Raw genomic sequence first — 24703 nt, 5'->3', positions numbered from 1 at the left:
TGACAATGCCGATGTGATGCGATAAATTGCCCTTGTTGAGCAAATTAGAATTAAATGCGTTAAAAATGTGAACGATTTGTGTTTTTGCAAAGCTTTGTCTGGGAAGATGGCGTGCTCAACAACCAATATGAGGGGGTAGTCGCGAATGCGTAGAAATTCGATGACCGAAATGAAGAGGCACTACAAGTTATATAAGTCGGGCTCCAAGTGGGTGGCGGCGGCAATCATTACCGTTAGCGCGGGAGCCATTGTGCTGAGTGGTAACGACACACAATCAGTGGCGGCCGATACCACGACGGCGGCAACGGTACAAACGCAAACCGACACGGGAACGACCGGACAGTCGTCCAGCGCGGGGGACGACGCACAAAATGCAGCGGACAACCACACGCAAAGTAGCACGGCTACGGCGGAGGACATGACGCCAGCGCAATCATCGGCTACCGCGTCACAGGCGACGCCAGCTACTACTACGAGTCAATCGCAGGCTGGCTCAAGTGCAGCCACTAGCGGCGCCACTGCCACCACTGCCACCAGTGGTGCGAGCGCGTCGAGCTCAAGCGCTGCAACCACGACGACACCTGCCGCTACCACCACCGCGCAGGCTACAGCCGACGCAACCGCCGATCCCGGTCCCGCAAACCAGGATACGTTGACCAAGGGGAACGTTGAGGGCCTGTGGAATGAGGGTTATCAGGGTCAGGGCATGGTTGTGGCCGTGATTGATTCTGGGGTCCAACCACACGCAGACTTGCGGTTGACTGACGATAGTACGGCGGCGATTAGCAAAGACGCCGCGGAGGCCGCTATTGCTAAGCTAGGGTACGGCACGTACGTCAACAGCAAGATCCCCTTTGCCTACGATTACGTGAACAACGATAGTGTCAACACGGGGACTACGGTGTCCGGGTCTACGCACGGTGAACACGTCGCTGGTATTATTGCCGCCAACGGGACCGTTGCCGATGGCGCTACCGGTACGTCTAAAGCGTCAGTCTACGTCAAAGGGGTCGCCCCGGAAGCCCAGATTTTGGCGATGCAGGTCATTGATGAGTTCCCGGACGAAAATGCTAACGATATTTCCCGGGCAATAAGGGACGCCGTTGCGCTAGGAGCCAACGCCATCCAAATGTCACTGGGAATTGGTGTGGCCGAACAAGATCTGACCGACGAGGAGCAAGCCGCCGTGCAGTACGCTACCGACCACGGAGTCTTTGTTTCCATCTCGGCCAGCAACAACGCCAACGCGGCCAGCATTGTGGGCTCCGATACGCCGAATGATATTTCCACGGCGTACGTGCCGAAGAACGATTCAACCATTGCCGATCCCGGTGCCGCAGCGTCCGCGATGACCGTCGCCGCCGAGAAGAGTGCGACTGGTGCTGATTCTGAAATGGACGGCTTCTCATCGTGGGGACCAATGGCGGACTATACGCTCAAGCCGGACATCGCGGCGCCCGGTGATAGTGTGACCTCCACGGCCATTGACCCGACAACCAATACCCAAACATACGCAGTTGAGTCCGGTACTTCCATGGCTGGCCCGTACGATGCCGGTGCGGCCCTACTAGTCATGCAGAAACTCAAGGCAACCCGCCCAGAATTGCAGGGCGCGGACCTGGTGAAGGCCGTTAAGCTAGCGTTAATGAACGCGGCCGACCCAATGATTGACTTAAACTACCCGGACACCTACGTCTCCCCGCGGCGCCAGGGTGCTGGACAAATTGATGTGACCAAGGCGGGGAACTTGGCCGTCGCTGCTGAGGGTACAAATAACGCCGGCTCGGTGTCGCTGGGTAAAATCGGGCAGACGACCAGCTTCAACGTGACGTTAACCAATTACGGGCAGACGACCCAAAGCTACACGGTCGACTACGACGGTGGGCCCCTCACGCAGGTGCGGGATACCAGTAACGGTAATATTGTGCACGACCAGAACTTGGCGGGAGCGGCGGTGAACACTGCTACGCCAACGTTTACGCTCGCGCCCGGTGCCAGCAAAGTGGTGACCTTCACGCTCGCGTTGGCTGATGCGGTTGCCGCTGACCAAATTGTCGAGGGCTACTTGACATTCAAAGCGGAGGACGACACCCAGACCATCAGTGTGCCGTACCTCGGCTACTTTGGTGACCTAACCACCGAGCAGATTATTGATGATTCGGCGAACAAGCAGGACTCAATCTTTAAGGGTGGGTACCTCGTTGATAACAACAATAACCCGCTGGGGGTCACCGACGCTGCCTCACTGAGCAACCTCGTGAATAGCGACGTAACGGGCAAGTACACGTGGGGACAGGTGCCCGCGTACATTGAGAACGGCAAGGTCTCGTTCTCGCCTAACGGAGACGGTGCTAGCGATACCGTGTACCCATACGTCTTTGCCAAGCAGAACCTCAAGGCGGTCACCATTCAGATTCTGGACGCTAATGGTAACTTGGTTCGCGTGCTCGACAAGGAGAACAACACGACCAAGTCATACCTGCAAAATGGCTCCAGTTACAACTCTGACTTAGGGTTGAGCACCGACATGCGTCTGGATACCGACGCGTTTACCTGGGATGGTCGGATTTACGACCAACAGACGGGCAAGTACATCACGGCGCCGGATGGCAGGTACACTTACCGGATTGTGACTGAGCAGTACAACGACGGGGCGGAGCAGGAACAAAACTTTGATTTACCTGTAGCCGTGGATACCGTCGCACCGACTCTGACCGGTCTGACTTACGCCAAAGGTCAGTTGACGGCCAGCTACAACGACCAGGGTGCGGGGTTCAGCCAGTTTAGTGACGCGGTGCTCAAGATTGGCGCCCAGGAGTATGGGGTGAGTCTCGATAACAACGGGCAAAGTAACGCTGGGACAATCAGCTTCAAACTGACGGCAGCGCAAATGGCCGCCCTAGCAACGAGCGATGGGCAGCTGACCTTGACGGTGACGGACGTTGCTGGCAACCACACCAGCGCGAGTGTACAGGCGTTTGCGGGTACTACTTCGGCCTCATCGACCGATACTGCCGCCACCGTCGCACCGCAGTTTAGTTGGCAAGTCGGCGATGGTAGCTACAACCGCTGGCGTAAGGAGGGCTTCGTGCAGGCCGTGTCCGACCAGACGAGTTTCACCGCCTACGCCCAGGTGCCGGCGGGCGTCGATTGGATTGTTTACGCGACCGACGCTATCTCGGGCAAGGTGTTCCCGGGCAAAGTTGATGCGGCTACTGGTATCGTGACGTTTAACCTGACCGAAGGGGCTCCGTACGGCGACTTTGTGGGCACCGTCCTGTACCCGACCGCTAACTTTGGCGAATACAAGCAGGCTGGACGTGCTGACGGGGACGAAATGATCGTCTTCCTTGACGCTGACGGCACTGCCGGATACGGTCACTTCAGCACAACGAATCCACACACGGTGATTGCTCTGCGCGATAACGCAGACGCGGCTGCGGACGCTACGGTCACGACCGGGGCGCCAGTGCTTAGTGGGCGCGCCTTTGCGGACATTACGACGCACGCACAGCCAACTGCTGGGCTTTCCTTTGATAAGTTTAATGACAACACGTTTACGTTGGTGGGTGCTGATCAGGTGGCGGACGTTTACGACCCGCAGACTAGTGAACTGACGATTACGGGTAAGGTGGCTGATCCTGCCGGGAAGGCCATGACGGTGACTGATGCTACCGAGCCGACCAAGGCGGTTGCGATTAACGCGGACGGGACGTTCAGCTTCACGGTGCCATTCAAAGCCGCTGAGCAGCAGTCAGTTGGTTACCGTCTGACGACGACTACGACCAACGATGACGGCACGACGGCAAGTAGCACGGCTTACGGCGAGCTCCAGATCTACCTGGACACCGTCTTCCCAACTTTGTCCATGCCGCAAGCCGACACGTTGACGGTTGATGCGGATGGTAACTACGATATCACGACGTCGGACCCGACCTTTACCGTCACGGGCACCGTGAACGATAACGTGAATGGTTACCGGCTGTACACGAACGGCGATAACGTTGTGCACCAGAAGAACCTGGCTGGCTTTAACAACCACGTGGATGCGGATGCGGCCAGCTCAAACCCTTATGGGGCGGCTGACTTTAGCCAGACGTACAACTTGTTGAAGGGCGATAACTACTTCACCGTGACCGCCGTGGATATGGTGGGTAACACCATCACGAAGGTTTTCCACGTCGTACGGGTGGACGCAACTAGCGTGACACCAACCGGTGATGAATCGCAGGGCAGTGAGGGTACCGCCACCACCAGCCCCGTGGTTGATGGTGGGCAGCGCGGGCAGGCGCAGGGCGCTCCAGACGTGCACCCTGCTGCACCTGGTTACAAGAATGATGGTCAGGGTGGCGTACAGCTAGTACCTGCCGCCAGCCAGGCAGGTCGTCCGCAGAGTGGTGCTGATCAAGGTCAAAGCCCAGCAACTACGACTGCGGCGGCAATGCCGGCGACGGGGGATGCACACAGCCCGTTGGCCGCAATCGGTCTAGCTATCCTCAGCATGCTGGGACTGGCTGGACTTGCATCCCGGAAGCGGCGTGTATAGTTTATATGTAGACGATAGCGGCAACATCGGGGGGGGTGAAGAGGATGCAACCAGTGACCATTACTAATTTAGACCGGGTGTTGACCGCGTTGGTGCAGGCGCGCCAGCGGGGAGAGCTCTCTCCTGACCAGGTGGTGCTGGATGTACGCCCGCACGAGCCCGGATCGGCGCACGTTTTCACGGTACGGGACGACGCTGGCAGGCAGCACGTACTCGTTGAACTCCGGTTTAATGAGCCCTTACCCGATAACTACGCCAGCGAAATACGCCGCCGCGGCTACCACCTCGAATTGGTGGATGGACGGTAATCATAAAGAACTTGAAGTCGGTACACGGCGCATTGATTGCGAAGTGTGCCGGCTTTTTGCGTTTGTCTCGGCAATTGTTCGATTAGATTTATTGCGGTATCTTTGCCAAAACTGAGCGGACGCAACCACGCGCAACGGTCTATCCGAGCCCCGGTATAAAGCAATTTATCGCGGCCAATAAATTAAATCTTTACCCGCCATCCCCGTCCCGTTACGCTTAAATTAAGGACAGAGGTACTGTCACAGTTAACGAAGGGGGACGACATCATGCATTTTTTATGGGCATTAATCGTTGGTGCGCTAATTGGTGCAATTGCTGGTGCCATCACCAGCAAGGGTCACTCAATGGGGTGGATCGCGAATATTATTGCTGGTCTACTGGGCTCCGTCGTCGGTGAGGCGATTCTGGGGCACTGGGGGCCGCAACTAGCGGGGATGGCGCTGATTCCATCCATTATTGGGGCGGTCATTCTGGTGGCAATCGTGTCACTGATCGCCGGTCGTTCGGATCATCATTAGGGGGACGAGTACATGGACACAGTAAAAACAGTGTTTAAATTTATGTTGGCTAGCACCTTGATTGTTGGTGGTGTGCTGGTAGCCGGAACCGTCATGGCCGCTAAGGGCATCGACGGTCTGGGCGACAAACTCCAGGCAAAGCTGCACGGTTAACCGGATAGCAAAGGCCACCCCACAAATGCGGGGTGGCCTTTACTATTGGTGTCAGTAGTTAGTCGACCCGGACTATCTTACCCACTGCAATCGGCAAGGTGACGTGGGCGTCGAACATCCCCACCATTCCGGCGACGCTGTCTGGCAACTGGAGGTCGGCCGGTACGCCGTGGATGTAGATAACGCGGCGGTCCAGCTGCAGGTCGCGACTACCAAACGCATTGGCAAAGTTATCCTGCAGTTCGGCCAGTGGCACGACTTTGGTGTACGCAAAGTGGCCATCGGCGTCTGCCACGGGGTAGCGGTCGTGCGGGATGTCCATGTGTTCCGGCGCGTCGTCAAACGGGACCATCGTGGTACCCGACACGGACTCGGTTTCCATCAGGTCGACAAAGCCGTCGCCGTTCACGTCCTGGGCGGCCGTGGCGATTTCCGCAGCGCGGCCATCCGGGAATCCGTGGAAGTGTTCCCAATGCTCGGTGCTGGCGGGTGTGCCAAACATCTCGATGGTGATGGTTAGTTCGGTGTCCGTTAGCTCTAAGCTGGCGGTACCATGCGCACTGGTGCCGATTTTGTTTGCGTTTAACGGGACGATTTCTGCTTTGTAAGTAGTCATTACTATTTTCCTCCTCGTAATTGTTACGCTCAGTGTACGTCCAAACGCGTATACTGTAATTGACATTTATCAATTCGCTGTGGAGGCTACTAACTATGCATGATCCCCGTCAGTGCGTCGCCGGCGCGCCCATCTTTGCCGGCTTACCAGACCCCATTATCGCTCAGATTGCGGCCATATCGACCCACCAGCAGCCCGTCCGCAAAGGTGAATTGTTGTACGCGGCAGGGACGACCGCGGACCGGCTGCTGGTGGTGGACAGCGGTCGGGTGAAGGTGTTCCGGACTGCCGCGGACGGTACGGAACAAATCATGTACTTTCTCGCCGGTCACGCGGTGGACAGCGAGGCGGCTTTGTTCATGGACGTAGAACACCAGAACTCGGCTGTGGCCACGGAGGACGCCCGGGTGTGTTCGATTCGCCGGGACGACTTCCGAACGTTGGTGGCGAACACACCGCAACTCGCGGTCAACCTCCTGAGCGCCTTTGGTAGTCGGCTGACCACGCTTGAAAACCGTAGCGCGGGGCTCGGTACGTTAACGGCACACGCGCGGTTGCTCCGCTACTTGGAAGATACGGGTGCCCGCCTGCGGACCGATTACTTCCGGTTACCGATGAGTAAACGCGACCTGGCGGGGTGGCTGAGCATCACGCCGGAGACGCTCAGCCGTAACCTGAAGCGCCTGGTGCGGGAGGGTCGTATCGAGATGCAGGGGCAGATGGTGCGGTTATTGTAAGCGCGGCTATCGGTATGTAGCCTGCATTTCACCCCAGATGGTGCTGATAAAATCGGCGTTGTCGGCAAACGCCGCGGCTGTGGCGGTTGGGTCACGCAGCGTCCCACGAACCGCCCCGGTCAGGTACGACGTCAACACCGCCTGGGCCGCCACCGTATCAATCGAGTCATCGGTGAGGGACGTAATCACGCTCCGAACGAATAGGTGGTCCTGCTGGTACAAAGTCGTAGCATGAGCCGTATCCGTGATTACGGCTGCGGCCATGTCGGTCTCCAGCTGCGTAATAATGCCCGCCTGAAAATTACGGTAGCCACTATTCAACTTTGCCGCCAAGTCGGGACGGGCAGCGCGTAAATCGTTATGCAAAACGGGTGACATCGAACCCAACAATAGCAACGTGTTGATTCGGGTACGGACGTACTGGGCGGGACTGGGGTCAACTGTACTAAGAGTATTAGCGGCAATAAATTGCAGGTGCCGGCCAATCGCCGCATCCACGATTTCGTCCTTATTACTGAAGTAGAGGTACAAAGTGGCACGGCTGACTCCAGCAAGACTGGCAAGCCGATTCATTGATAGTTTGGCAAAGCCGTGGGCAACCACCACATGGTTTAACGTGATGGTCAGCGCGGTTTTTTTGTCGTCCTTATTCGTGGGCATGAAATTCCTCCTTGACATTTCTCTGAACAAATTATACAGTTTCGTGTGTAAATTGTCTAATAAGTTTGTCAAAATTAATGACGGATGGTTTTAACCCGAGGGAGAGTAAATATGAATAACAAAACGATTGTGGTTACTGGTGGCTCCGGCTTCGTAGCGGGGTGGGTGATTCGGGATTTGTTACAGCACGACTATACTGTCCGCGCTTCGTTACGGAACATGCGCAAAGCGGACCGGGTAACCGGTAGCGTTACGCGTGGGTTACCAGCAGAGCAGGCCACGCGCCTCAGTTTCTTTACCGCTGACTTAACCAGTACGGATGGGTGGGCGGCAGGAATGCACGGCGCGGATGCCGTTATGCACGTTGCTTCGCCTTTGGGCCACGGCACCGAGTCAACGGCAGAAATGGTCCGTGTTGCTCGGGGCGGGACGCTTAATGTCCTACAGGCAGCACATGACGCAGGGGTCACCCGGGTGGTCATGACCAGCTCTCAAGCAGCATCAACCGCCCCAACTAGTGTGGGTGATCAGTTATTGGATGAAGAATACTGGTCACCGGAAGATAATCCCGAGCTAGACCCTTACCGGCGGTCCAAAATTGCGGCAGAAAAGGCCGCGTGGCATTTTGCGCGGGAACAGGGGATGGAACTCACCACGATTATGCCCGGTGCTATCTTTGGTCCCATTCTGACTCCAGACCAAATTAGTTCAGACAGTATTCTGCTGACAATGTTGCGCGGGCAGCACCTGGTACCCAAAGTGCCGATGGAAATCACTGACGTTCGCGATTTGGCGACCTTACACCGGCTGGCGCTGTCTAATCCGGCTGCTGTAGGACACCGGTATTTGGCTGCGGATCAGTTGATGACCATGCCGTCAGTGCTGGCCACGTACCGGCAGGCGTTTCCAGAGCTACACCTGCACTTTGTGGCCGCACCCAACTGGACGGTGCGGTTGATGTCGCGGTTTGTACCCTCGTTACGGACACTGGTACCGATGCTACGGCGCCGCTATCGGCACACAACGGCCGCGGCGCAGCGTGATTTGAGTTGGACTCAGCACACGCCCGCAGAAACCGTTTTGGACGCAGCGCGGTCACTAATGGATGCCGGGTTGGTGAAGTAGGCGCCGCTAGTCGTCTTCGTGCATCCATTTGTCAAAGTTTGGTGACTGCTTTGCGTCGTAATGTCCGTTTTGATCGAAGATAACGCGCACGTGGGGAATATGTTGTGTCAACTCAAGCCAATTAGGTGCGGGGGGAATTTGGTAATAACGCACTGGTCGTGGCTTTCGCTGAAATAGACCCTGTCACCAGTATGCAACTCCAGTTTTCTACGTATAGATGAGGTAGCTCTTTCCGCTCGTCTCTCGTTAATACTGTAGTAAGGATGGGCATATTTTTCTACTTTCGCCAGCATTAATACTTTCGCGGGCAACTCAAGTGATACCGTTGGGCCAATTGAGATTCAAGTAAGAAAAAATTGTTATTGTACCTGCAAACGCTTTCTATAACTGCCGCTTTCCGGTGAGCCTTTAACGTATAGACCCGAAAAAGAAAATGTTTTTTAATTCAGAAAGCGTTTACAAATTCAGTTAGTGCGTTTATTATAACCTTTGTAAAGAGCAACAGCATAAACGGATCGTTACTACTCAACTAGGCGTAACCGTGGCTGACGGCGCTGGTAATACCAGCGGTGTAACCACGGTTATTTTTGTGCGCTCAGATAGCTAATAATTACGTGAATGCCCCCGGGGTGCTCTGAACAATGCAATTATTCATTGTTACTAGCGATGCTGAAAGAAGGAAAGAGTCATGCAATTTATTATCTCAAGGCTTGAAAAGCATCAAAAGCTGTTCGAGAAAATCTCGCGCAACATTTACTTAATGGCAATTAAAGATGGCTTTATTGCTGCAATGCCAATCATCCTGTTCTCCAGTGTGTTCATTCTGTTGTCAAATGTACCACCACTAATTGGTATTACAATTCCAACTGATCTCAACGCGTGGTTCAACAAGATTTATAACTACACCATGGGTTTTGTGGGCTTCTATGTAGCGGGGACCACCGCTAAGGCGTTAACTGGGTCCATTAACCAGCGCATGAAGGGTGGACGTTTCATCAACAATACCTCCACCATGATGGCCGCGATGGTTGGCTTCATGCTACTGGCCATCGGCACGACTAAGGCGGGTAACTACCAGGCGGGTTTCTTTGGTACGGATGGTATTCTGTCGGCATTCGTAGCCGCCTTTGTCACCGTTTGGGTATACCAGTTCTGTGTTTCTCGTGACCTAACCATCAAGCTACCAAAGGAAGTACCTGGCGCCATTTCGCAAACGTTCCGGGACATCATTCCGTTTGGGATGGCTACCTTGATTTTTTCTTTGATTGATGTGGCTGCACGGGCATGGCTGTCCGTACCGTTTGCACAGGTGATTCAGACCGTACTTGCACCAATTTTCAAAGGGGCCGACACTTACCCGGGGATTATGTTTGTTGAGTTCCTCATCCCCCTGTTCTGGTTCATGGGTATTCATGGTCCGTCCGTGGTTAAGCCAGCCATTGAGTCAGCTTTGTTTGGTAACACTACGGCTAACTTGGCATTATTCAAGGCGGGGCATTTTCCTATCCACGCCCTGTCCGAAAACTTTTTGAACTTTGTGGGTGAATTGGGCGGCACTGGTGCAACCTTCGTGGTACCGATTCTCTTCTTACTATTTGCCCGGTCAAAGCAGCTTAAAGCTATTGGGACGGCGTCGGTCGTACCAGTAATGTTCGCCGTGAACGAGCCATTACTATTTGGTGCACCAATTGTGCTGAACCCGTACTTCCTGGTTCCATTTGTCATCGCGCCGATGGTGAACGTGGCCATTGGTAAGTTGTTCATTGACTTGCACCTGATGCGTGGGTTTATGTACGTGCTGTCATGGGCATTGCCTGGGCCAATTGGGGCATTCCTAGACACCAACTTCCAGTGGAGTTCACTGGTACTTATGGCGATACTGTTAATCCTTGATGCCCTGATTTACCTACCGTTCATTAAGGCGTATGACGCTACTTTGATTTTGCAGGAACAGGGCCAAGGTGCCGTGGCGGTTGCTGGAGCCACCGATGGTCCGGCCGTTGCTGAAGCTACAACAGCGACGGAAGCCACAGCCACTACGACTGCCGATACTGTCGACAAGGCAGACGAGCAGCCACTCAAGAAACTTGACCAGCAGCTTAAGGTGCTAGTACTTTGTGCCGGTGGTGGCACTAGTGAGCAACTGGCGAACGCACTGGTCGAAGGCGCGAAGGCGACCGGTGAACCGATTGTTGCGACTGCGGGTGCATATGGCTCGCACCACGATATTCTGCCGAATTACGACCTCGTGGTGTTGGCCCCGCAGGTTCGTACGTATTACAGCGATTTGAAGGCCGATACTGATAAACTGGGTATTAAGCTCGTGGCCACTAAGGGTCAGCAATACATTGCGCTGACGCACGATCCGGCCAACGCCGTAAAGTTTGTCCTGGACGCGGTCAACAATACTGAGGACGATAAGGGGTAGTTAGAATAATAATAGTAGGAGGACACCATGAAGTTAATAGTTCGGCAGATCTATAACAACAACAGTGCCCTAGTCACAGTCGGTGAAGGTAAGGAAGCCGTCATTCAGGGTAAAGGCATTGGTTTTGGAAAGCGTAAGGGCGATGTCATCGACGCCAGTAACGCTAGCAAAATTCTTTATCTAGATGACAGCCGGGTACGCGGTCAGTTTGCGAGTTTATTGAAAAATGTACCCATTGATATTGTGGTGACCGTCTTTGGCGCGGTTGATCAGGCTAAGCGTGACTACCACATGCAGCTGCTGAACTATGTGTACATTACGCTGACTGACCACGTGTTTCAGATGTATAAACGGTTGATGGACGGCCGTTACCAGCCAAGTGTCGTGCCAGACATCCATGACCGGTTTCCGGCCGAGTACGCGGTGGCCCAAGCAACTTTGGCGTCGATTAACCGAGCTCTGAACGTGCAGTTCCCACAAGCCGAAGTAAAAAGTTTGGCTTTACACTTCATCAACGCTCAGGGCGAGGAGAACGACGATACGGTTGCTGCTACTCCAGATATGACTACTGAGGTTAATAACACGGTTAAATCCGTGTTCAGTAGATATCATATTCAGCGCAACGTGGCGAACCAGAACTACTTTGACCGCCTCATGATTCACTTGCAGTACATGGTGGAACGGGTGAAAGCCAACGACCAGGACGCCCAAACACTGAGCTCGGAAATCTACCGGGAGTACCAGCAGAAATTTCCACGGTCGTACGGGATTGCTGCCGAGATTGCTGACCAGCTGGAAAAGCAACTCCAGGTACAGTTGACGGAGAACGAACGGTTGTACTTCATCATCCACATTCAACGTTTAATTCAAGAAAATGACGCACAGGAATAACGTAGTCGCAGGGGGTAATTGATTATGGCAACAAAGAAAGAAATTTCCATGACGGGGTTCGACATCGTCGCGTACGCGGGTGACGCCGAGACAGACTTGCTGGATGCACTCGACTCAGCACACAAAGGCAAGTTTGACCACGCACGTGAACTAGTTAAGTCCGCGGAAGAGTCAATTAACCTTGCCCACAACACGCAGACCAAATTATTGAGTGCCGAAGCCGGTGGTCAGGAGATGGACGTGACGTTCATCATGGTGCACGCGCAGGACACGTTAATGACCACGATGATGCTCAAAAATGAGGCCAAGTACTTCATTGATGAATATGAACGTATTCATGATTTAGAACAAAAGTTGGCCGACCATACTCGCAATTAAGATGGGGGTAAATGAACCGTGGAATCATTATTGAAACGTGTTAAGCAGTTGCCAGATGGCTTTGTATGGGGTGGGGCCACCGCCGCGTACCAAGTCGAGGGTGCAACCAAAGTCGATGGTAAGGGTAAGACCATGTGGGATGACTATTTAGCGGCGCAGGGCCGGTTTAGTCCGGATCCCGCTAGCGACTTCTACCATCGTTACCCTGAGGATATTGAGCTGGCCAAGCTCTACGGACTGAACGCTGTCCGGGTATCAATCGCCTGGTCACGAATCTTCCCAGATGGAGCGGGTGAGCCCAATACAGCGGGAGTAGCGTATTACCACCGCCTGTTTGCGGACTGTATTGCGAACGGCGTGACGCCTTACGTTTCCTTACACCACTTTGACACGCCCAAGCGGCTGTTTGATGACGGTGATTGGCTGAACCGTGCGACTATTGATGCTTTTGTGCGGTACGCCGATTTCTGTTTCGGTGAGTTTACCGAAGTGCAGAATTGGTTCACCATCAACGAACTAATTTCACTGGCCTTTTCGCAGTATATCCAGGGTAACTTCCCACCCAGCCACCACTTTGACGTGACTAGCGGTATTCAGGCGCAACATAATGAGTTGCTGGCACACGCACGGGTAGTAAACCTGTTCAAGGAGAAGGGGTATGCCGGGCGCATCGGTTTAATTCACGTATTACAGCCGGTTTACGCGTATCCAGAAACGCCGGCCAACCAACACGCGGCGGATTTGGAAGATGCCTTCATGAACCGTTTCTTACTGGATGGTACCTTTAAGGGTGAGTATACCGATGCCACCATGGCACTGATTGATGAATTGTTGGACGCTAATGACGCGCACCTAACGATTGAACCTGGCGATATGGAGATTATTAAGGCCGCTTCCACCCAGAATGATTACTTTGGTATGAACTACTACCAGCCTTCGTTTGTTACCGCCTATGCTGGTGAGAGTACGAATAGCTTCAATGGCACTGGTGAGAAGGGGACTAGCGCGTTCAAGTTTAAGGGCGTGGGTCAGCATGTGAAGAAGCCGGGTGTGGACCAAACCGACTGGGATTGGAATATTTATCCGGAGGGTATGTATGACATGCTCAAGCGGGTTGCAACCGAGTATCCCAACAGTAAAACCATCTACATTACGGAAAATGGCTTGGGGTACAAGGACGAGTATCAGGGCGTGGGTCAACTAATTAACGACGATAAACGGATTGATTTTATTGACCGACACGTTGAAGCGCTACTCCAAGCGCGCGTGGAAGGTGTTGACGTTCAGGGCTACTTTGTTTGGTCGCTACAAGACCAGTTTTCCTGGGCCAATGGTTATAATAAGCGTTATGGCTTGTTCTACGTCAACTTTGATACGCAGGCGCGTGAGATTAAAAAGAGTACCTTGTGGTTTCGTGAGCTAGGACGGACAATTGGCGGCTAGTCACCCCGACCAATGCCGACTGTCCAGTTGCTGGTTCTAGAACCAGGACGTAAACTAATGCATGACACTAAGCCCCGCCGGAATTTCCCCAATCGGGATTCAGACGGGGCTTGGCGCGTGTTGCGGTTGAACCAGGAAGGAAGCGCGTAGTGGATACCATAATTAATTTTACCCGAGCTAATCCCATAGTGGTGATGGCGTTATGTCTTTGGTTGGCCACGTGGGTGAGTGGGTCGGCACTGAGTAAAGCCGTGGCGGGAGCGCTGCAGTTAGCCATCGCCATTACTGGAATTGTGACGACGGTGGGGATACTATCAACCGTTTACCGACCGGCTTTAGCCGCAATGGCCCGGCAAACCGGCGTGAATTTGCCTGTGGCTGATGTTGGCTGGGCGCCTATTGCCACCATTACGTGGGCCGCACCGCACACGTTACTGTTTCTTGGCGTGGCACTGATCATCAATATTATCATGCTTAAATTACGTTACACCCAGACGTTGGACATTGACATCTTTGATATTTGGCATGTGGCCTTTACGGCGCTGTTGGCTATGTATACTGGGGCCCCATTGTGGCTAACCCTAGTCTTTGTGGCGCTACTGGTGGTGCTGAAATTAATTAACGCGGACCTGATGAAGCCGACATTTAATGACTTACTGGGGAATCCTAGTAGTCTGATGACCACTAGCCATTTGAACTACATGATTAACCCACTCGTGATGGTGCTAGATAAATTGTACTCACTGTGTTTGGGGTGGCTGGACCATTTTGATGTTGATGCCGCCGCTTTGAATAATCGAATTGGGTTTGCGGGTAGTCGGTTTGCTATCGGTATGTACATCGGCATTTTTGTGGGGCTAATGGGGAGACTACCGTTGACATCAGTGGCAACGCTGGCCCTGACGCTGGCGACAACCCTGGAATTATTTAACGTTATCGGTGGTTGGTTCACGGCGGCGGTTGATCCACTGACGCAGGGATTAACTAACCGTCTTAATCACATTTTTGCCGGTTGGTCACTCAACGTTGGGTTGGATTGGGCCTTTTTGTCGAGCCGTTCCGAGCTGTGGGCAACCGCTAATATTTTGGCCCCCATTATGGTTGTGGAGGCCTTGATTTTACCTGGTAACCGTATTTTGCCGCTCGGGGGAATCATTGCGATGGGCGTTACACCGGCTTTACTAGTGGTGACACGCGGGAAGGTAATCCGGATGGTGGTCATTGGCGCCGTGGAATTACCGTTGTTCCTCTGGGCCGGGTCGCTGTCCGCCCCGTTTATCACCCACGCGACCGCATCACTAGTGGGAGAGCATGGAATAATGGCAATCAGCGCGGCCACTAAGGAGGGGCCCGTGGAGCAACTACTGGCGGTAGCATTAGGCAAAAGTAGTGGTGGCGATGCCAAATGGGTGATGGTCACGCTGGTTGGTACAATTGCGTACCTGCTACTATTTGCCTGGTACGCCCGCGTGATGCGGCGCCGTAACCGGGAGTACCAGTAAAACCGGTCAACAAAAAAGCAGCCGCGGCTGCTTTGCAGTGATAATGATACGTATTCACGCAACGGCTTTTTCCGCCGGCGCAGGTCGGCCAAAGTAGTAGCCCTGCTCGAGCATGATACCAAAGTTGGTGCGGTCAAACGCCATCTCGTATTGCGTTTCGACGCCCTCGAGGATGAACTCCAGGTGGTATTCTTGCGCGATGCCGGTCCAGAATTTAATGCGTTCGGCCATCTGTTCAAAGGTGGCCGTTTTGCGTAGGTTCTGCATGGCGAACTTCACGCCATCGACGTACGGAAACAGGGTGTGTACTAGCTCAAAGCTGTTGTCGCTACCCACGTCGTCGATGTATATTTTGACCCCGCCAGCGTGGTAAATGCTGCTAATTTCACGGACGTATTGCAGGCTGGGTGTGTCCATGATTTCCACAATCAATTCTTCGGGGCCGTCCGCGCGTTGCTTGAACAGCGTTAGCGCGGTTGCTACCGTTGCGTCCCGGAATTCCTGGGCGGTGAGGTTAAGCGTGACCGATTTGCATTGTGAGTGCCGAAGGAAGTGCCGGAGCAAGTTAATCTGGGTGCCGACGCTAATCTCAAAGCTTTGCGGTAACACCCAACGATGGTGGCTCGCATCATATTGCCGCAGCAGTAGTTCGTTGTGCACGAGTCGCGGGTTGTCAGCGTTGACGTCATAGATGCCCTGACCAAAGTAGGCCAGTTCGGCGTGGTGGGCCTGATGGTGCTGGCCGTACACTTGGCCGTCCAGGGTGATCACGTCGCGACCAGAATGTTTGCTTTGCTGCAGGTTAGTCGTCGCGCGTTGGTAAGTATCTTCCACCGATTCGTCGCGGGGATGCATACTGGTCATCCCCACCGATACGGTCAAGTTAACCTGACCACCTTTGTAGTAGAAATGGTGTGTGCGCACGGCCTGCCAGCAGGCCACGATGATGGGTAAGGCGGCCTGACCATCGGCGTTCTTTACGGCGACCGTGAATTCCTGCCCACCTGTCCGGAGAATCTCGACGGAATCGGCGTACTGGCGGAGCGTCTCCTCCAGCAAGTGGGTAAGGTCCAGCAGGAGGCCGTTACCACCCATGTGACCGCACTGCGTGTTGACCTGGGCAAAGTGGTCGATGTCCATCACGGCCATGGTGAACGTACCGGCAGACTCCTGTGCTGTGTTGAACATGTCGGTCATATGGTGCTCGTACCGTTCGTAGGTGGCGGCCGTCGTCAGCACGTTGTTGGTGATCTGGGCGGCTTTGGTCATCGCGTGATGGCGGTACACCCAGTAGATGTTGAGTACGCTCGCCATGATGAGGAACATCCCGATCGCGATGGTGAGGCTCAGGCCGGTACCGTCGAGGCCGAGTAGCGTGGTGGCCGGGAGGGTCATCCAGAATGCAAAGTCGGCAAGTGCGGACATGGTCATGTTGAGCGCGAGGTTGGCGCGTGTGGTCCGCGATTGCGCCCGAATAACAGAAAGCAGTCCCAGCATAACGACGGTCATCGTCATAACGAGTGGGCTGGTCAGGTTGTCCCAGTGAGCCGCAATCCAAACGAGCAGAATACCCGCGACGCGCACCATGTATTCCGGCCAGGTTGTGTTGGTATCGAACAGTACGGATGACAGTAGAATTAGCGCACCGTTGGTATATATGACTGCGTTTGTCGGTCCAACCATGCTGGCCGTGATAAACAGTACGATGCCGAGGCCCTCAATGCCCAGCGAGAGCAGTATGCGCCAAACCGGCGATGACGGATTCGTTGCTGGTTGCGTGGCTAGACGGTGCCAATAGCTGGAGTAGAAACTGGCAAAGCTAGTGATGAAGAATGTCATCACCAACAATTGCACAATCTGCGGTTGAATTTGGTTAATGGACATGCGTGCACCTCCCCAAAGGCGGCTTTTTGGTCGTAGCATTCGTCCCCCGAGGACGCCACAGCCCACAGTATTATCTAAGTTCAGTCTAGGTCTTTGTGGGCTATTCCACAAGCAAATAATTTCCCGCTAGTACATGGAAACGTTTCGGGATTAAGTGCGCCGCTATCGTCATGTATACGCTAACCATGGTACACTGGGAACGACGAATAGGGGGCATGAGATTATGGGCAAAGTCAGACTGATGATTAGTGATATCGATGGCACCTTGGTGAACGATGAGCACGTCATTCCCGCGAACGTGGTGGCGGCAATTCGGAATTACAAGGATTGCGGTGGGCGTTTCGTGTTGGCGTCGGCCCGACCGCCTTTGGGGATGACCGCTTTGGCCGACCAGCTTGGCTTTGACGTACCGTTAGTGAGCTTCAACGGAGCTTACATTACTCAGCGTGATGCGGACGGTGAGCTTGCACCTTTGTTTGAGGAGCCCCTCGCAACCAGCGCGGCGCGGACGGTGTACCGGTTGGCGCGCGAGCAAGACCTCGGGGTCAGTGTGAACGTGTTCTCGGAACTTCACTGGTACGTCGACGAGGAGGAGTACTGGGAGCAACAGGAGGCCGCCATCACGGGTTTTGCCCCGGAAGTCCAGCCGCTCCGGGAAGTGCTGGCCGGCACGGAACCAATCCACAAAATTTTGGTGATGGGCGAAGAGCCATCCATCGACGTGCTGGAGGCCGCGTTGACCGACCGTCCTGAGCTAGAGCTGGCCATCTCGCGGTCGAAGCCGACCTATTTGGAGATTACGCACGATGGGGTGACCAAAGCAGCGGCGCTAACATTTTTGCGCGACTACTTTGATATCCCGTTGGCGGAAACGCTAGCGATTGGTGATGGTGGCAACGACTTGCCCATGGTCCGTGCGGCCGGCGTGGGTGTTGCAATGGGCAACGGCGCCAAGGCGCTCCAGCAGGTAGCTGATGCGGTGGTGGCCGACAATAATGTCGGGGGCATTGCGGAGGCCATCAAGCGGTTTGGTGTTTAGGTCGCAAACGATTTGTTATGCCATTATTGGCACGTGTGGTAGCAAAACTGACATTTTTGCGACCGCACGTTTTTTATTGGGACAAATTTTCCTGATAAAAGTCTATGGTAACGATAACGCTTTGCAATTAGCCGTTAGAGGCGTTTACCAATGATACGGCTGTTTGCACAGGCTTTACATATGCAAAAACGGCGACTAGTTGGTGTTTCTCATTTAAACGCCACAAACAGGAAAATAAATTTACCGTTATTCCAAAATAGGCAAATGAATAGCAGCGGCAATTGAATGCGTATTCGTCAACATGTACAAAGCTATTTATTGGGTAAAAGTTATCGTGCGATAAAGACGGACCAATACTTACCGGCTATTATCACCATATTGAGTGTAAGTTGTTACTAGGTTTTTAAGTATTGGGGGATACTTTTGAAAATTAAATATATTTTTGCTTCTGTAGCAAGTGCGGCTTTGTTGGCTGTCGGCGTCCTGGGGGGGACACCTGGTCAAACAAGCAGCGCTAATGGTGCCGTGCGCTCTTCGGAATCTTCCAGTCACAAAGTGGCTAAGAAGTCTGCCGTCAAGAAAAGCAAGGTTGTGGCAACGAGTACTGCGAAGAAGGACCACAAGCAGCAGGATGCCAAGAAGGCGTCCGCTGCCAGTGCGTCTAGCGCAAGCAGTAATAGTGCCAGCCAGGCTAGTGCAAGTAGCCAAAGTGGCCAGAGTAACCAGAATGCTAACGCTACTAGTGCGTCCAGCGCGGCGAACAACGCTACCTCGAACACGACGAATACTGCTAACCAGAGCAACACCGCGACTGCGTCCACAACGGCACAGAGCACGCAGGCTAGTCAAGCCCAGGCACCGACGCCTACTACCGGTTTCACGGTTGGTGGGTCGACGTATGCCATCCGCTCATTTAGTGGTAGTGGCTCCGTTCCGGCCGACAGTTATGTGTACCAGTGGACGGGGATGAGCAATCACTACTTGTTTGAACGGACCGGTGTTGCCTTTGGTTCGCTCGCTAGCGCCGGTGTTGGCTCAACGGTCGCTGTTAATGGCCACCAGTACACCATCCGTCAGGTTCTGTACAACCAGAACAACACGACGGACGCTGCGTACAACGCACTGATGGCCGGTAAGGCTCAGTGGGGCGGCATTAGCTTTCAGACCTGCGAAGCCACGAACGGTTTTGTTCGGCTGTACTTTGCTAACTAATATGAATGTTAATGGATTAACGCAATGTTGATCTATATTCAACGACTCGATTCCGCCGACTGCGGTATCGGGTCTTTTTTTGTGACAATAGAAAAAGGCCTCCGCTGTCCACACGGAGGCCTCAATGAGGGAGGGCGATGCGGCTCTGGGAGACCACATCACGTTTATGAAGAAGAAGTTGTAGGAGCGAGGTCTGGGTTCCTCGTTTCTATGTTGCTTATTATGCCGACCAAGTGTGAAGAAATTGTGCAGAGACCGTTATGGTTATTTGCGAATTTTGTTAAGCAAGGGTAAAGGGTGAGCGCTCGTGCACTGGCACACTACGTTACTCGTTCTGACTACGGTTAAACCAGTAAACACTCCAGTCTCTCAGCGGTGCTGCGCACAGCTTCCGCGTACGAGTTAAGTTAGAGTACGGTGCTGAAAGCACCTACTCTAACTAAAAAAAAACGAAGCCCGCCTCGGGAGCCTCTGTCCCTCTTGCGCACTTCGTCCTGGTAATCCTGCTGGGGCGTGCCCCACACACAGGCAACGCAGGCACCCTCTACTCCACGGCCCCCACCGTGGCGCCTTCGCGAACGTTGAATTGCTTCAACAAGTATCGGTGACCATACGTTCAGTTGCTTCGCGCCTTGTCCATTTGGACCACGACGTGCCTACAACTTACACTTTACAGGTGACACTATACATTGAATGTATATACTTGTCTATTATCAAGCGATAAAATTAGCCACATTTAGTCAAATTTTGTTTAATGTTTAGACCAATTACTCTTGCACGCCTATATTATCGTTGACTAACCTATACCAAGAACATCCGTAATGTATTCTGAGTAAAAGCTGGGTTCACCCCAGGCATAAAAAAGGCATCACATTCTCTATATGTGACGCCTGCTTGGCCCGATTAAATTGTAATTTCCTCAATTTCACCCAATTCCCTGAGCTTATTCCGCTTCAAGATCTTGATGCCGTTACGGTCGGTCGATATTAAACCCAGCTCCCGCAACTTTTTCATATTGCGTGACGTGTTGACCGGGTTGAGCACCACCAAGCTACCCATTAGGGATTGACTCACGTGGACAGTGTTGTCCTTGGGTTCGTACTCGTCTAGGTAGCAGGTGAGGTAGTAGGCTAATCGCTGTAGGCCGGTGCTGGTCAACAACAGCTCCTTTTTACGGATTAGGTAATCAATATTTTTCTGGTAACTAATAATGAGCTGATGATTAAAGTCGCGGTTGTTATAGACCAAGTCATCAATCTTATCATGGGTGATTGCCAAGACGTGGGCCTCGTGGATGGCCACTAGGCTTAGCGTACTCTCGGGACTTGTACCCTCCGATCGGTAAACCGGAGTCAGGGTATCATGGCCGCATAACAACAGACCGTGCTCCAAGCCTGACTTGAAAAGCACGGACCGCATAATCAGACCGTCCTCTATGTAATAGTAGAAGTGGCGCCCGTTAGTATCCTGTAGTCGTTCACCGGCACGAACGGTAATGCGCTTGGTAGCCAGTTTGGTGAGTAAGGGCTTAAATTGCGCGTAGTCACCATTAACGTAAAAGTTTAATTTGTTCATTGTTGCATCTCCCCGGATGTCTGCGGGTGCATTCGGCGTACCAAGGTATTTGAGTTTTACCAGAGGGTCGCCGTAAAAATTCGGCGTGACCGATGCCATCATTTAATCATTATATGCGTAGTATTTACACATGATAATATTCGTCGATAATTAACTGGTTAATTTTCTGGTTATATTACGACTAATATCTTTTCAGAAAGAGATACAACTACCGTAGTAACAAGCCTAGCGTCGCTACAACGGTGAAGTGTGTGTAAACTAATTCGTATACGTTGTTATCCACATTTTACCGACTTTGGCTATCAAAAGCAAAAAATTGTGGGAGTGGACCACAATGTGCTTAGTTTTCGAATACTAACGTAATAATGCCAATATTCCCGAATTTAGGAATATCGGCATTATTGTGTTAGGCACAGGAAGCTGCATTGTGGCCTGCGTCGACGTTCGTCGTTTTCCGAAGCCGTTAATTATGACCGGCCGTCGTGGGTAAATGATGCTGCTAGGGGTGCTAATCATTTCCTGATGCGAAAATTGTGCGTGCCAAATTTAAAAATTCCGTGGCCGCTTCGTTTAATTGCGCCGCCGTTTTGTATGTAATGGCGACGTCCGCCTGAAATTCGGGTATTGGTAATGGCACAATCTGCGTATCGGCCTCTACGGTTTGTTCGGCCAACAGTGATGCGGGGACGATGGTGGCGCCCAGGCCCGCACTCGCCAATTGGAGTGCGGTGGTGAGGTTGGGAGTCCGCAGCACCACGTTGGGGTCGGACTCAGTTTGTGTGAGGTAGCTGGTGACCATACGTTGGAAGCCGGAGTCATCAGTCTCTTCGATGAAATCTTGACCGTTAATCAAAGTGGCTACTTTGCCAGGGTGTGTGGCATCAAAATTTTCTGGCAACAACCGCACCGGTATGACCAGTGCCGCCCCGTCAGTGAACAGTCGTTGGTGTTCCAGCGACTCGTCGTACGTGCGGGCGGTACCGATATTAAGGTCGATGTCGCCGTTAAGCACTGCCTGCGCCATGTTACTGGCGGATTGCTCAAAGAGGCGAATCTGTATTTGTGGAAAACGGCGGTGAAATTCGGGCAGTAGCTGGGGCAACACTACTCGCGCGAGGGACGGGTTAACGCCGATCGTGACGCGTCCCACCGTCGTACCCGCGTAACCCTTGAGGTTGTTACTAACATTTTGGTATGACCGGATGAGCTGTTGCATCTGGTCTAGATAGTACTCACCCGCGTAGGTCAGCCGCAGCGGGTGTTGCGCGCGGTCAATCAAGGCCACGCCGTACTGCTTTTCCTGGCTGCGGATAAGTTTACTGACCGTGGGTTGAGTCATGAAGAGGTTCGCGGCGGTGCGCGAAACGCTGCCGGTATGGCTAATCTCGGTGAGGATATCTACAAGTTGCCGTTCGTGATTCAGGGGTGTGGCCATCGTGCCCTCCTTATTGATGTAACTGGTATCTGTTATTAATTAGTATGCGCCGAACGGAATGCTGGCGCAAGTATAGTCTGTGGTTGCCCGGCTGTAGGGGCTTGGTTGCTATCAACTTTTGACCATTCTTATACACCGTGCTAAAATCACAATTATTGAATCAAGCTACCGCCGGGTAGTAACCGTTGACGGACGTTGTCTCCCACTCCATTAGGCCAAGAAGGAGTGGGCGGGGGCGTCCTTTTGTTTTGGGCATCTAGTATGCCTATCTATGCATGGAGGACTTTTTAAAATGGCGTGGATTTACTTGGTAATTGCGGGACTGCTGGAAACTGTGTGGGCAACCACGATGAAGTTGAGCCACGGGTTTACCCTTTGGGGGTACACGGTGACCACACTCTTGGCCATGGTGGCGAGCTTCCTGTTGCTTGAGCGCGCAATGCAGCACCTACCGCTGAGCCTCGCGTACCCGATCTGGACCGGGATTGGTGCGGTGGGCACCATCATTTTGGGTGTGGCGTTATTCGGCGACCACCTGTCCTCGCTGACATGGGGCTTTGTGGCGTTGCTAATGATTGGTATTGTGGGCATCAAGTTAACCACCAGTTAATGCTATGATGCGTCTTTGTTTTTGCATCCCACCATGTTATTCTGTGGGTGGAAACTAACAAAAAGTAACTAGACCGATTGATGATGCAAAGGGGGATTCTGACTATGGACAAGAGGGATGATGACGAATTGCGCCGGCGGTTGACGCCCGAGCAGTACGCGGTGACCCAGGAAGCGGCCACGGAGCGCCCGTTTAGTGGGCAGTACGACGACTTTTTTCATGATGGTATTTACGTTGACGTGGTGAGTGGGGAGCCGTTGTTTTCGTCGCGGGACAAATATGATGCCGGCTGTGGCTGGCCGTCGTTCACGCGGCCCATTAAGCAGCTTAAGGAGCACCGCGACCAGAGCCACGGCATGGAGCGGACGGAGGTGCGGAGTAAGGACGCAGACTCGCATCTGGGTCACGTGTTTACGGACGGACCGGCGGCGGAGGGTGGCTTACGCTACTGTATTAATTCCGCGGCTTTGCGGTTCGTACCGGTAGCTGATTTGGACAAAGAGGGCTACGGGGAGTACCGCACGTTATTTGCGGAGTAAGTGTTTTTTGATGCGTGACTAGTGACAGCTGCGCCGCCACGGCTTGACGTTCGTGGCGGCGCGGTTTACCTTAAATATGGAACCGATTACAAACAATCGAGGTTAGGAATATGCATAAAGTACAGTTGGGCAACAGTAACTACCGTGCATCGGCGGTGGCGCTGGGCATCATGCGGATGAACGCGTTGACGGCTCCCGAGGCTGCGACGGTTCTGGATACCATCAAGGATGTAGGCATTAATTACATTGATTCGGCCGACATCTACGGTGGCGGCGATTCGGAGCGCGTGTTGGGCAAGGCGTTGAAGCGCGCCGGCGCGAACCGGAATGACTTCTTCATTCAGTCCAAGACGGGGATTGTACCCAGCAAGGGTGATTCACCGTTGGGCGAGGCGCCGTATGGTGGGCGCTACGACTTTTCCAAGCACCACATTTTAGAGGCGGTCGACGGGATTCTAGAGCGGCTGCAGGTCGATTATTTGGATGCTCTGTTGCTACACCGGCCGGATGCGTTGATGGACGTGGACAAAGTCGCGGCGGCGTTCGATGAGTTGCTCGCTAGCGGCAAGGTACGCCACTTTGGGGTGTCGAATTTTAACCCTGGGCAGGTGGAATTGTTGCAGTCGGCGGTCAACCAGAGGCTGTTGGTGAACCAGTTGCAGTTCGGGGTTATGCACACGGGGCCAGTTGACTTCGGCATCCACACGAACATGACGGACGAGGCGAGTGTGGATCATGATGGTGGTGTGATTGAGTATTCACGGTTGCACAGGATGACGATTCAGACCTGGTCGCCGTTCCAGTACGGTCAGATTCAGGGGACGTTCATTAATAATCCGGCGTTCCCAGAGGTAAACCGGGTACTGGGAATTGTGGCGGAGAAGTACGGAGTGTCGAAGAATGCGATTGCGGCGGCGTGGATTTTGAGGCATCCGGCGCACATGCAGGTGATTATCGGCACGATGAATCCGGACCATATTCGTGATAGTGCGGCGGGTGCGGATGTTAGTTTGACCCGCCAGGAGTGGTACGATATTTACTTTGCGGCGGGGCATGATTTGCCGTAGAGGGCGGAGCAGGCCGTTTAGAAAGCAGAGTATAAG

General features: G+C 53.4%; 21 protein-coding genes. 16 read left to right on the top strand and 5 right to left on the bottom strand.

All coding sequences use genetic code 11. The annotated features are described in order from the left end of the window. The first annotated feature begins 145 nt into the window (after positions 1–145). From LPA02S_RS01380 to LPA02S_RS11585, 4 genes are all read left to right on the top strand, one after another. Positions 146–4546: a S8 family serine peptidase gene (locus tag LPA02S_RS01380; protein WP_056956752.1), complete on the top strand. Its 4401-nt coding sequence runs from the start codon at positions 146–148 to the stop codon at positions 4544–4546. Positions 4547–4590: 44 nt separating this feature from the next. After that, complete coding sequence (locus LPA02S_RS11590) at positions 4591–4854, top strand: hypothetical protein (RefSeq protein WP_054649219.1); 264 nt, start codon at positions 4591–4593, stop codon at positions 4852–4854. 267 nt (positions 4855–5121) lie between these two features. Then, positions 5122–5373: a GlsB/YeaQ/YmgE family stress response membrane protein gene (locus tag LPA02S_RS01370; RefSeq protein WP_056956751.1), complete on the top strand. Its 252-nt coding sequence runs from the start codon at positions 5122–5124 to the stop codon at positions 5371–5373. A gap of 12 nt (positions 5374–5385) precedes the next feature. After that, positions 5386–5526, top strand: coding sequence for a hypothetical protein (locus tag LPA02S_RS11585; protein ID WP_156302024.1), 141 nt, complete (start codon positions 5386–5388; stop codon positions 5524–5526). A gap of 58 nt (positions 5527–5584) precedes the next feature. On the opposite strand, the gene LPA02S_RS01365 is transcribed toward LPA02S_RS11585, so the two are convergent. Further along, on the bottom strand, positions 5585–6142 hold the full coding sequence (locus LPA02S_RS01365; RefSeq protein WP_054649223.1) for a hypothetical protein: 558 nt from the start codon (positions 6140–6142) through the stop codon (positions 5585–5587). 95 nt (positions 6143–6237) lie between these two features. Between LPA02S_RS01365 and LPA02S_RS01360 the strand changes: the two genes are divergently transcribed. Next, positions 6238–6879, top strand: coding sequence for a Crp/Fnr family transcriptional regulator (locus LPA02S_RS01360; RefSeq protein WP_056956750.1), 642 nt, complete (start codon positions 6238–6240; stop codon positions 6877–6879). Positions 6880–6885: 6 nt separating this feature from the next. Here LPA02S_RS01360 and LPA02S_RS01355 read toward each other — a convergent pair whose 3' ends face one another. Continuing rightward, the gene (locus LPA02S_RS01355) at positions 6886–7539 is read right to left on the bottom strand and encodes a TetR/AcrR family transcriptional regulator (protein WP_056956749.1); all 654 of its coding nucleotides are present in this window, start codon (positions 7537–7539) and stop codon (positions 6886–6888) included. A gap of 111 nt (positions 7540–7650) precedes the next feature. Between LPA02S_RS01355 and LPA02S_RS01350 the strand changes: the two genes are divergently transcribed. From LPA02S_RS01350 to LPA02S_RS01325, 6 genes are all read left to right on the top strand, one after another. Beyond that, entirely contained in the window at positions 7651–8664 is a 1014-nt protein-coding gene (locus LPA02S_RS01350; protein WP_054649229.1) for an NAD-dependent epimerase/dehydratase family protein, read from the top strand. 688 nt (positions 8665–9352) lie between these two features. Further along, positions 9353–11092, top strand: a complete 1740-nt coding sequence (locus LPA02S_RS01345) for a PTS lactose transporter subunit IIBC (protein ID WP_056956748.1) — start codon at positions 9353–9355, stop codon at positions 11090–11092. Between the two features lie 27 nt (positions 11093–11119). Then, the gene (locus LPA02S_RS01340; RefSeq protein WP_054649231.1) at positions 11120–11983 is read left to right on the top strand and encodes a PRD domain-containing protein; all 864 of its coding nucleotides are present in this window, start codon (positions 11120–11122) and stop codon (positions 11981–11983) included. A 24-nt stretch (positions 11984–12007) separates the two neighbouring features. Continuing rightward, a complete protein-coding gene (locus LPA02S_RS01335) occupies positions 12008–12361 on the top strand; it encodes a PTS lactose/cellobiose transporter subunit IIA (RefSeq protein ID WP_054649233.1) in 354 nt (117 codons plus the stop codon). An 18-nt stretch (positions 12362–12379) separates the two neighbouring features. After that, positions 12380–13804 (top strand): 6-phospho-beta-galactosidase, encoded by a 1425-nt coding sequence (gene lacG / locus LPA02S_RS01330; RefSeq protein WP_054649235.1) that lies wholly within the window; start codon positions 12380–12382, stop codon positions 13802–13804. Positions 13805–13953: 149 nt separating this feature from the next. Further along, positions 13954–15306 (top strand): PTS transporter subunit IIC, encoded by a 1353-nt coding sequence (locus LPA02S_RS01325; protein WP_056956747.1) that lies wholly within the window; start codon positions 13954–13956, stop codon positions 15304–15306. Positions 15307–15360: 54 nt separating this feature from the next. On the opposite strand, the gene LPA02S_RS01320 is transcribed toward LPA02S_RS01325, so the two are convergent. Next, positions 15361–17190, bottom strand: a complete 1830-nt coding sequence (locus LPA02S_RS01320) for a GGDEF and EAL domain-containing protein (RefSeq protein ID WP_054649237.1) — start codon at positions 17188–17190, stop codon at positions 15361–15363. A gap of 223 nt (positions 17191–17413) precedes the next feature. Between LPA02S_RS01320 and LPA02S_RS01315 the strand changes: the two genes are divergently transcribed. Together LPA02S_RS01315 and LPA02S_RS01310 are read left to right on the top strand one after the other, a co-directional pair. Then, complete coding sequence (locus tag LPA02S_RS01315; RefSeq protein WP_056956746.1) at positions 17414–18229, top strand: Cof-type HAD-IIB family hydrolase; 816 nt, start codon at positions 17414–17416, stop codon at positions 18227–18229. Between the two features lie 423 nt (positions 18230–18652). After that, positions 18653–19441, top strand: coding sequence for a hypothetical protein (locus LPA02S_RS01310; RefSeq protein ID WP_054649239.1), 789 nt, complete (start codon positions 18653–18655; stop codon positions 19439–19441). Positions 19442–20344: 903 nt separating this feature from the next. Here the strand turns inward: LPA02S_RS01310 and LPA02S_RS01305 are convergent. Both LPA02S_RS01305 and LPA02S_RS01300 read right to left on the bottom strand, forming a co-directional pair. Beyond that, positions 20345–21016: a Crp/Fnr family transcriptional regulator gene (locus tag LPA02S_RS01305; protein WP_054649241.1), complete on the bottom strand. Its 672-nt coding sequence runs from the start codon at positions 21014–21016 to the stop codon at positions 20345–20347. A 508-nt stretch (positions 21017–21524) separates the two neighbouring features. Next, positions 21525–22451 (bottom strand): LysR family transcriptional regulator, encoded by a 927-nt coding sequence (locus tag LPA02S_RS01300; RefSeq protein WP_054649243.1) that lies wholly within the window; start codon positions 22449–22451, stop codon positions 21525–21527. A gap of 292 nt (positions 22452–22743) precedes the next feature. On the opposite strand from LPA02S_RS01300, the gene LPA02S_RS01295 reads away from it, so the two are divergent. From LPA02S_RS01295 to LPA02S_RS01285, 3 genes are all read left to right on the top strand, one after another. Then, entirely contained in the window at positions 22744–23061 is a 318-nt protein-coding gene (locus tag LPA02S_RS01295) for a DMT family transporter (RefSeq protein WP_054649245.1), read from the top strand. A 104-nt stretch (positions 23062–23165) separates the two neighbouring features. Beyond that, positions 23166–23600: a peptide-methionine (R)-S-oxide reductase MsrB gene (gene msrB, locus LPA02S_RS01290; protein ID WP_056956745.1), complete on the top strand. Its 435-nt coding sequence runs from the start codon at positions 23166–23168 to the stop codon at positions 23598–23600. 110 nt (positions 23601–23710) lie between these two features. Next, positions 23711–24667 (top strand): aldo/keto reductase, encoded by a 957-nt coding sequence (locus tag LPA02S_RS01285; RefSeq protein WP_056956744.1) that lies wholly within the window; start codon positions 23711–23713, stop codon positions 24665–24667. Positions 24668–24703: the final 36 nt, after the last annotated feature.

Source organism: Lacticaseibacillus pantheris DSM 15945 = JCM 12539 = NBRC 106106 (assembly GCF_001591865.1).
Lineage (GTDB): Bacteria > Bacillota > Bacilli > Lactobacillales > Lactobacillaceae > Lacticaseibacillus > Lacticaseibacillus pantheris.
This window is presented reverse-complemented; position numbering and strand designations above follow the sequence as displayed.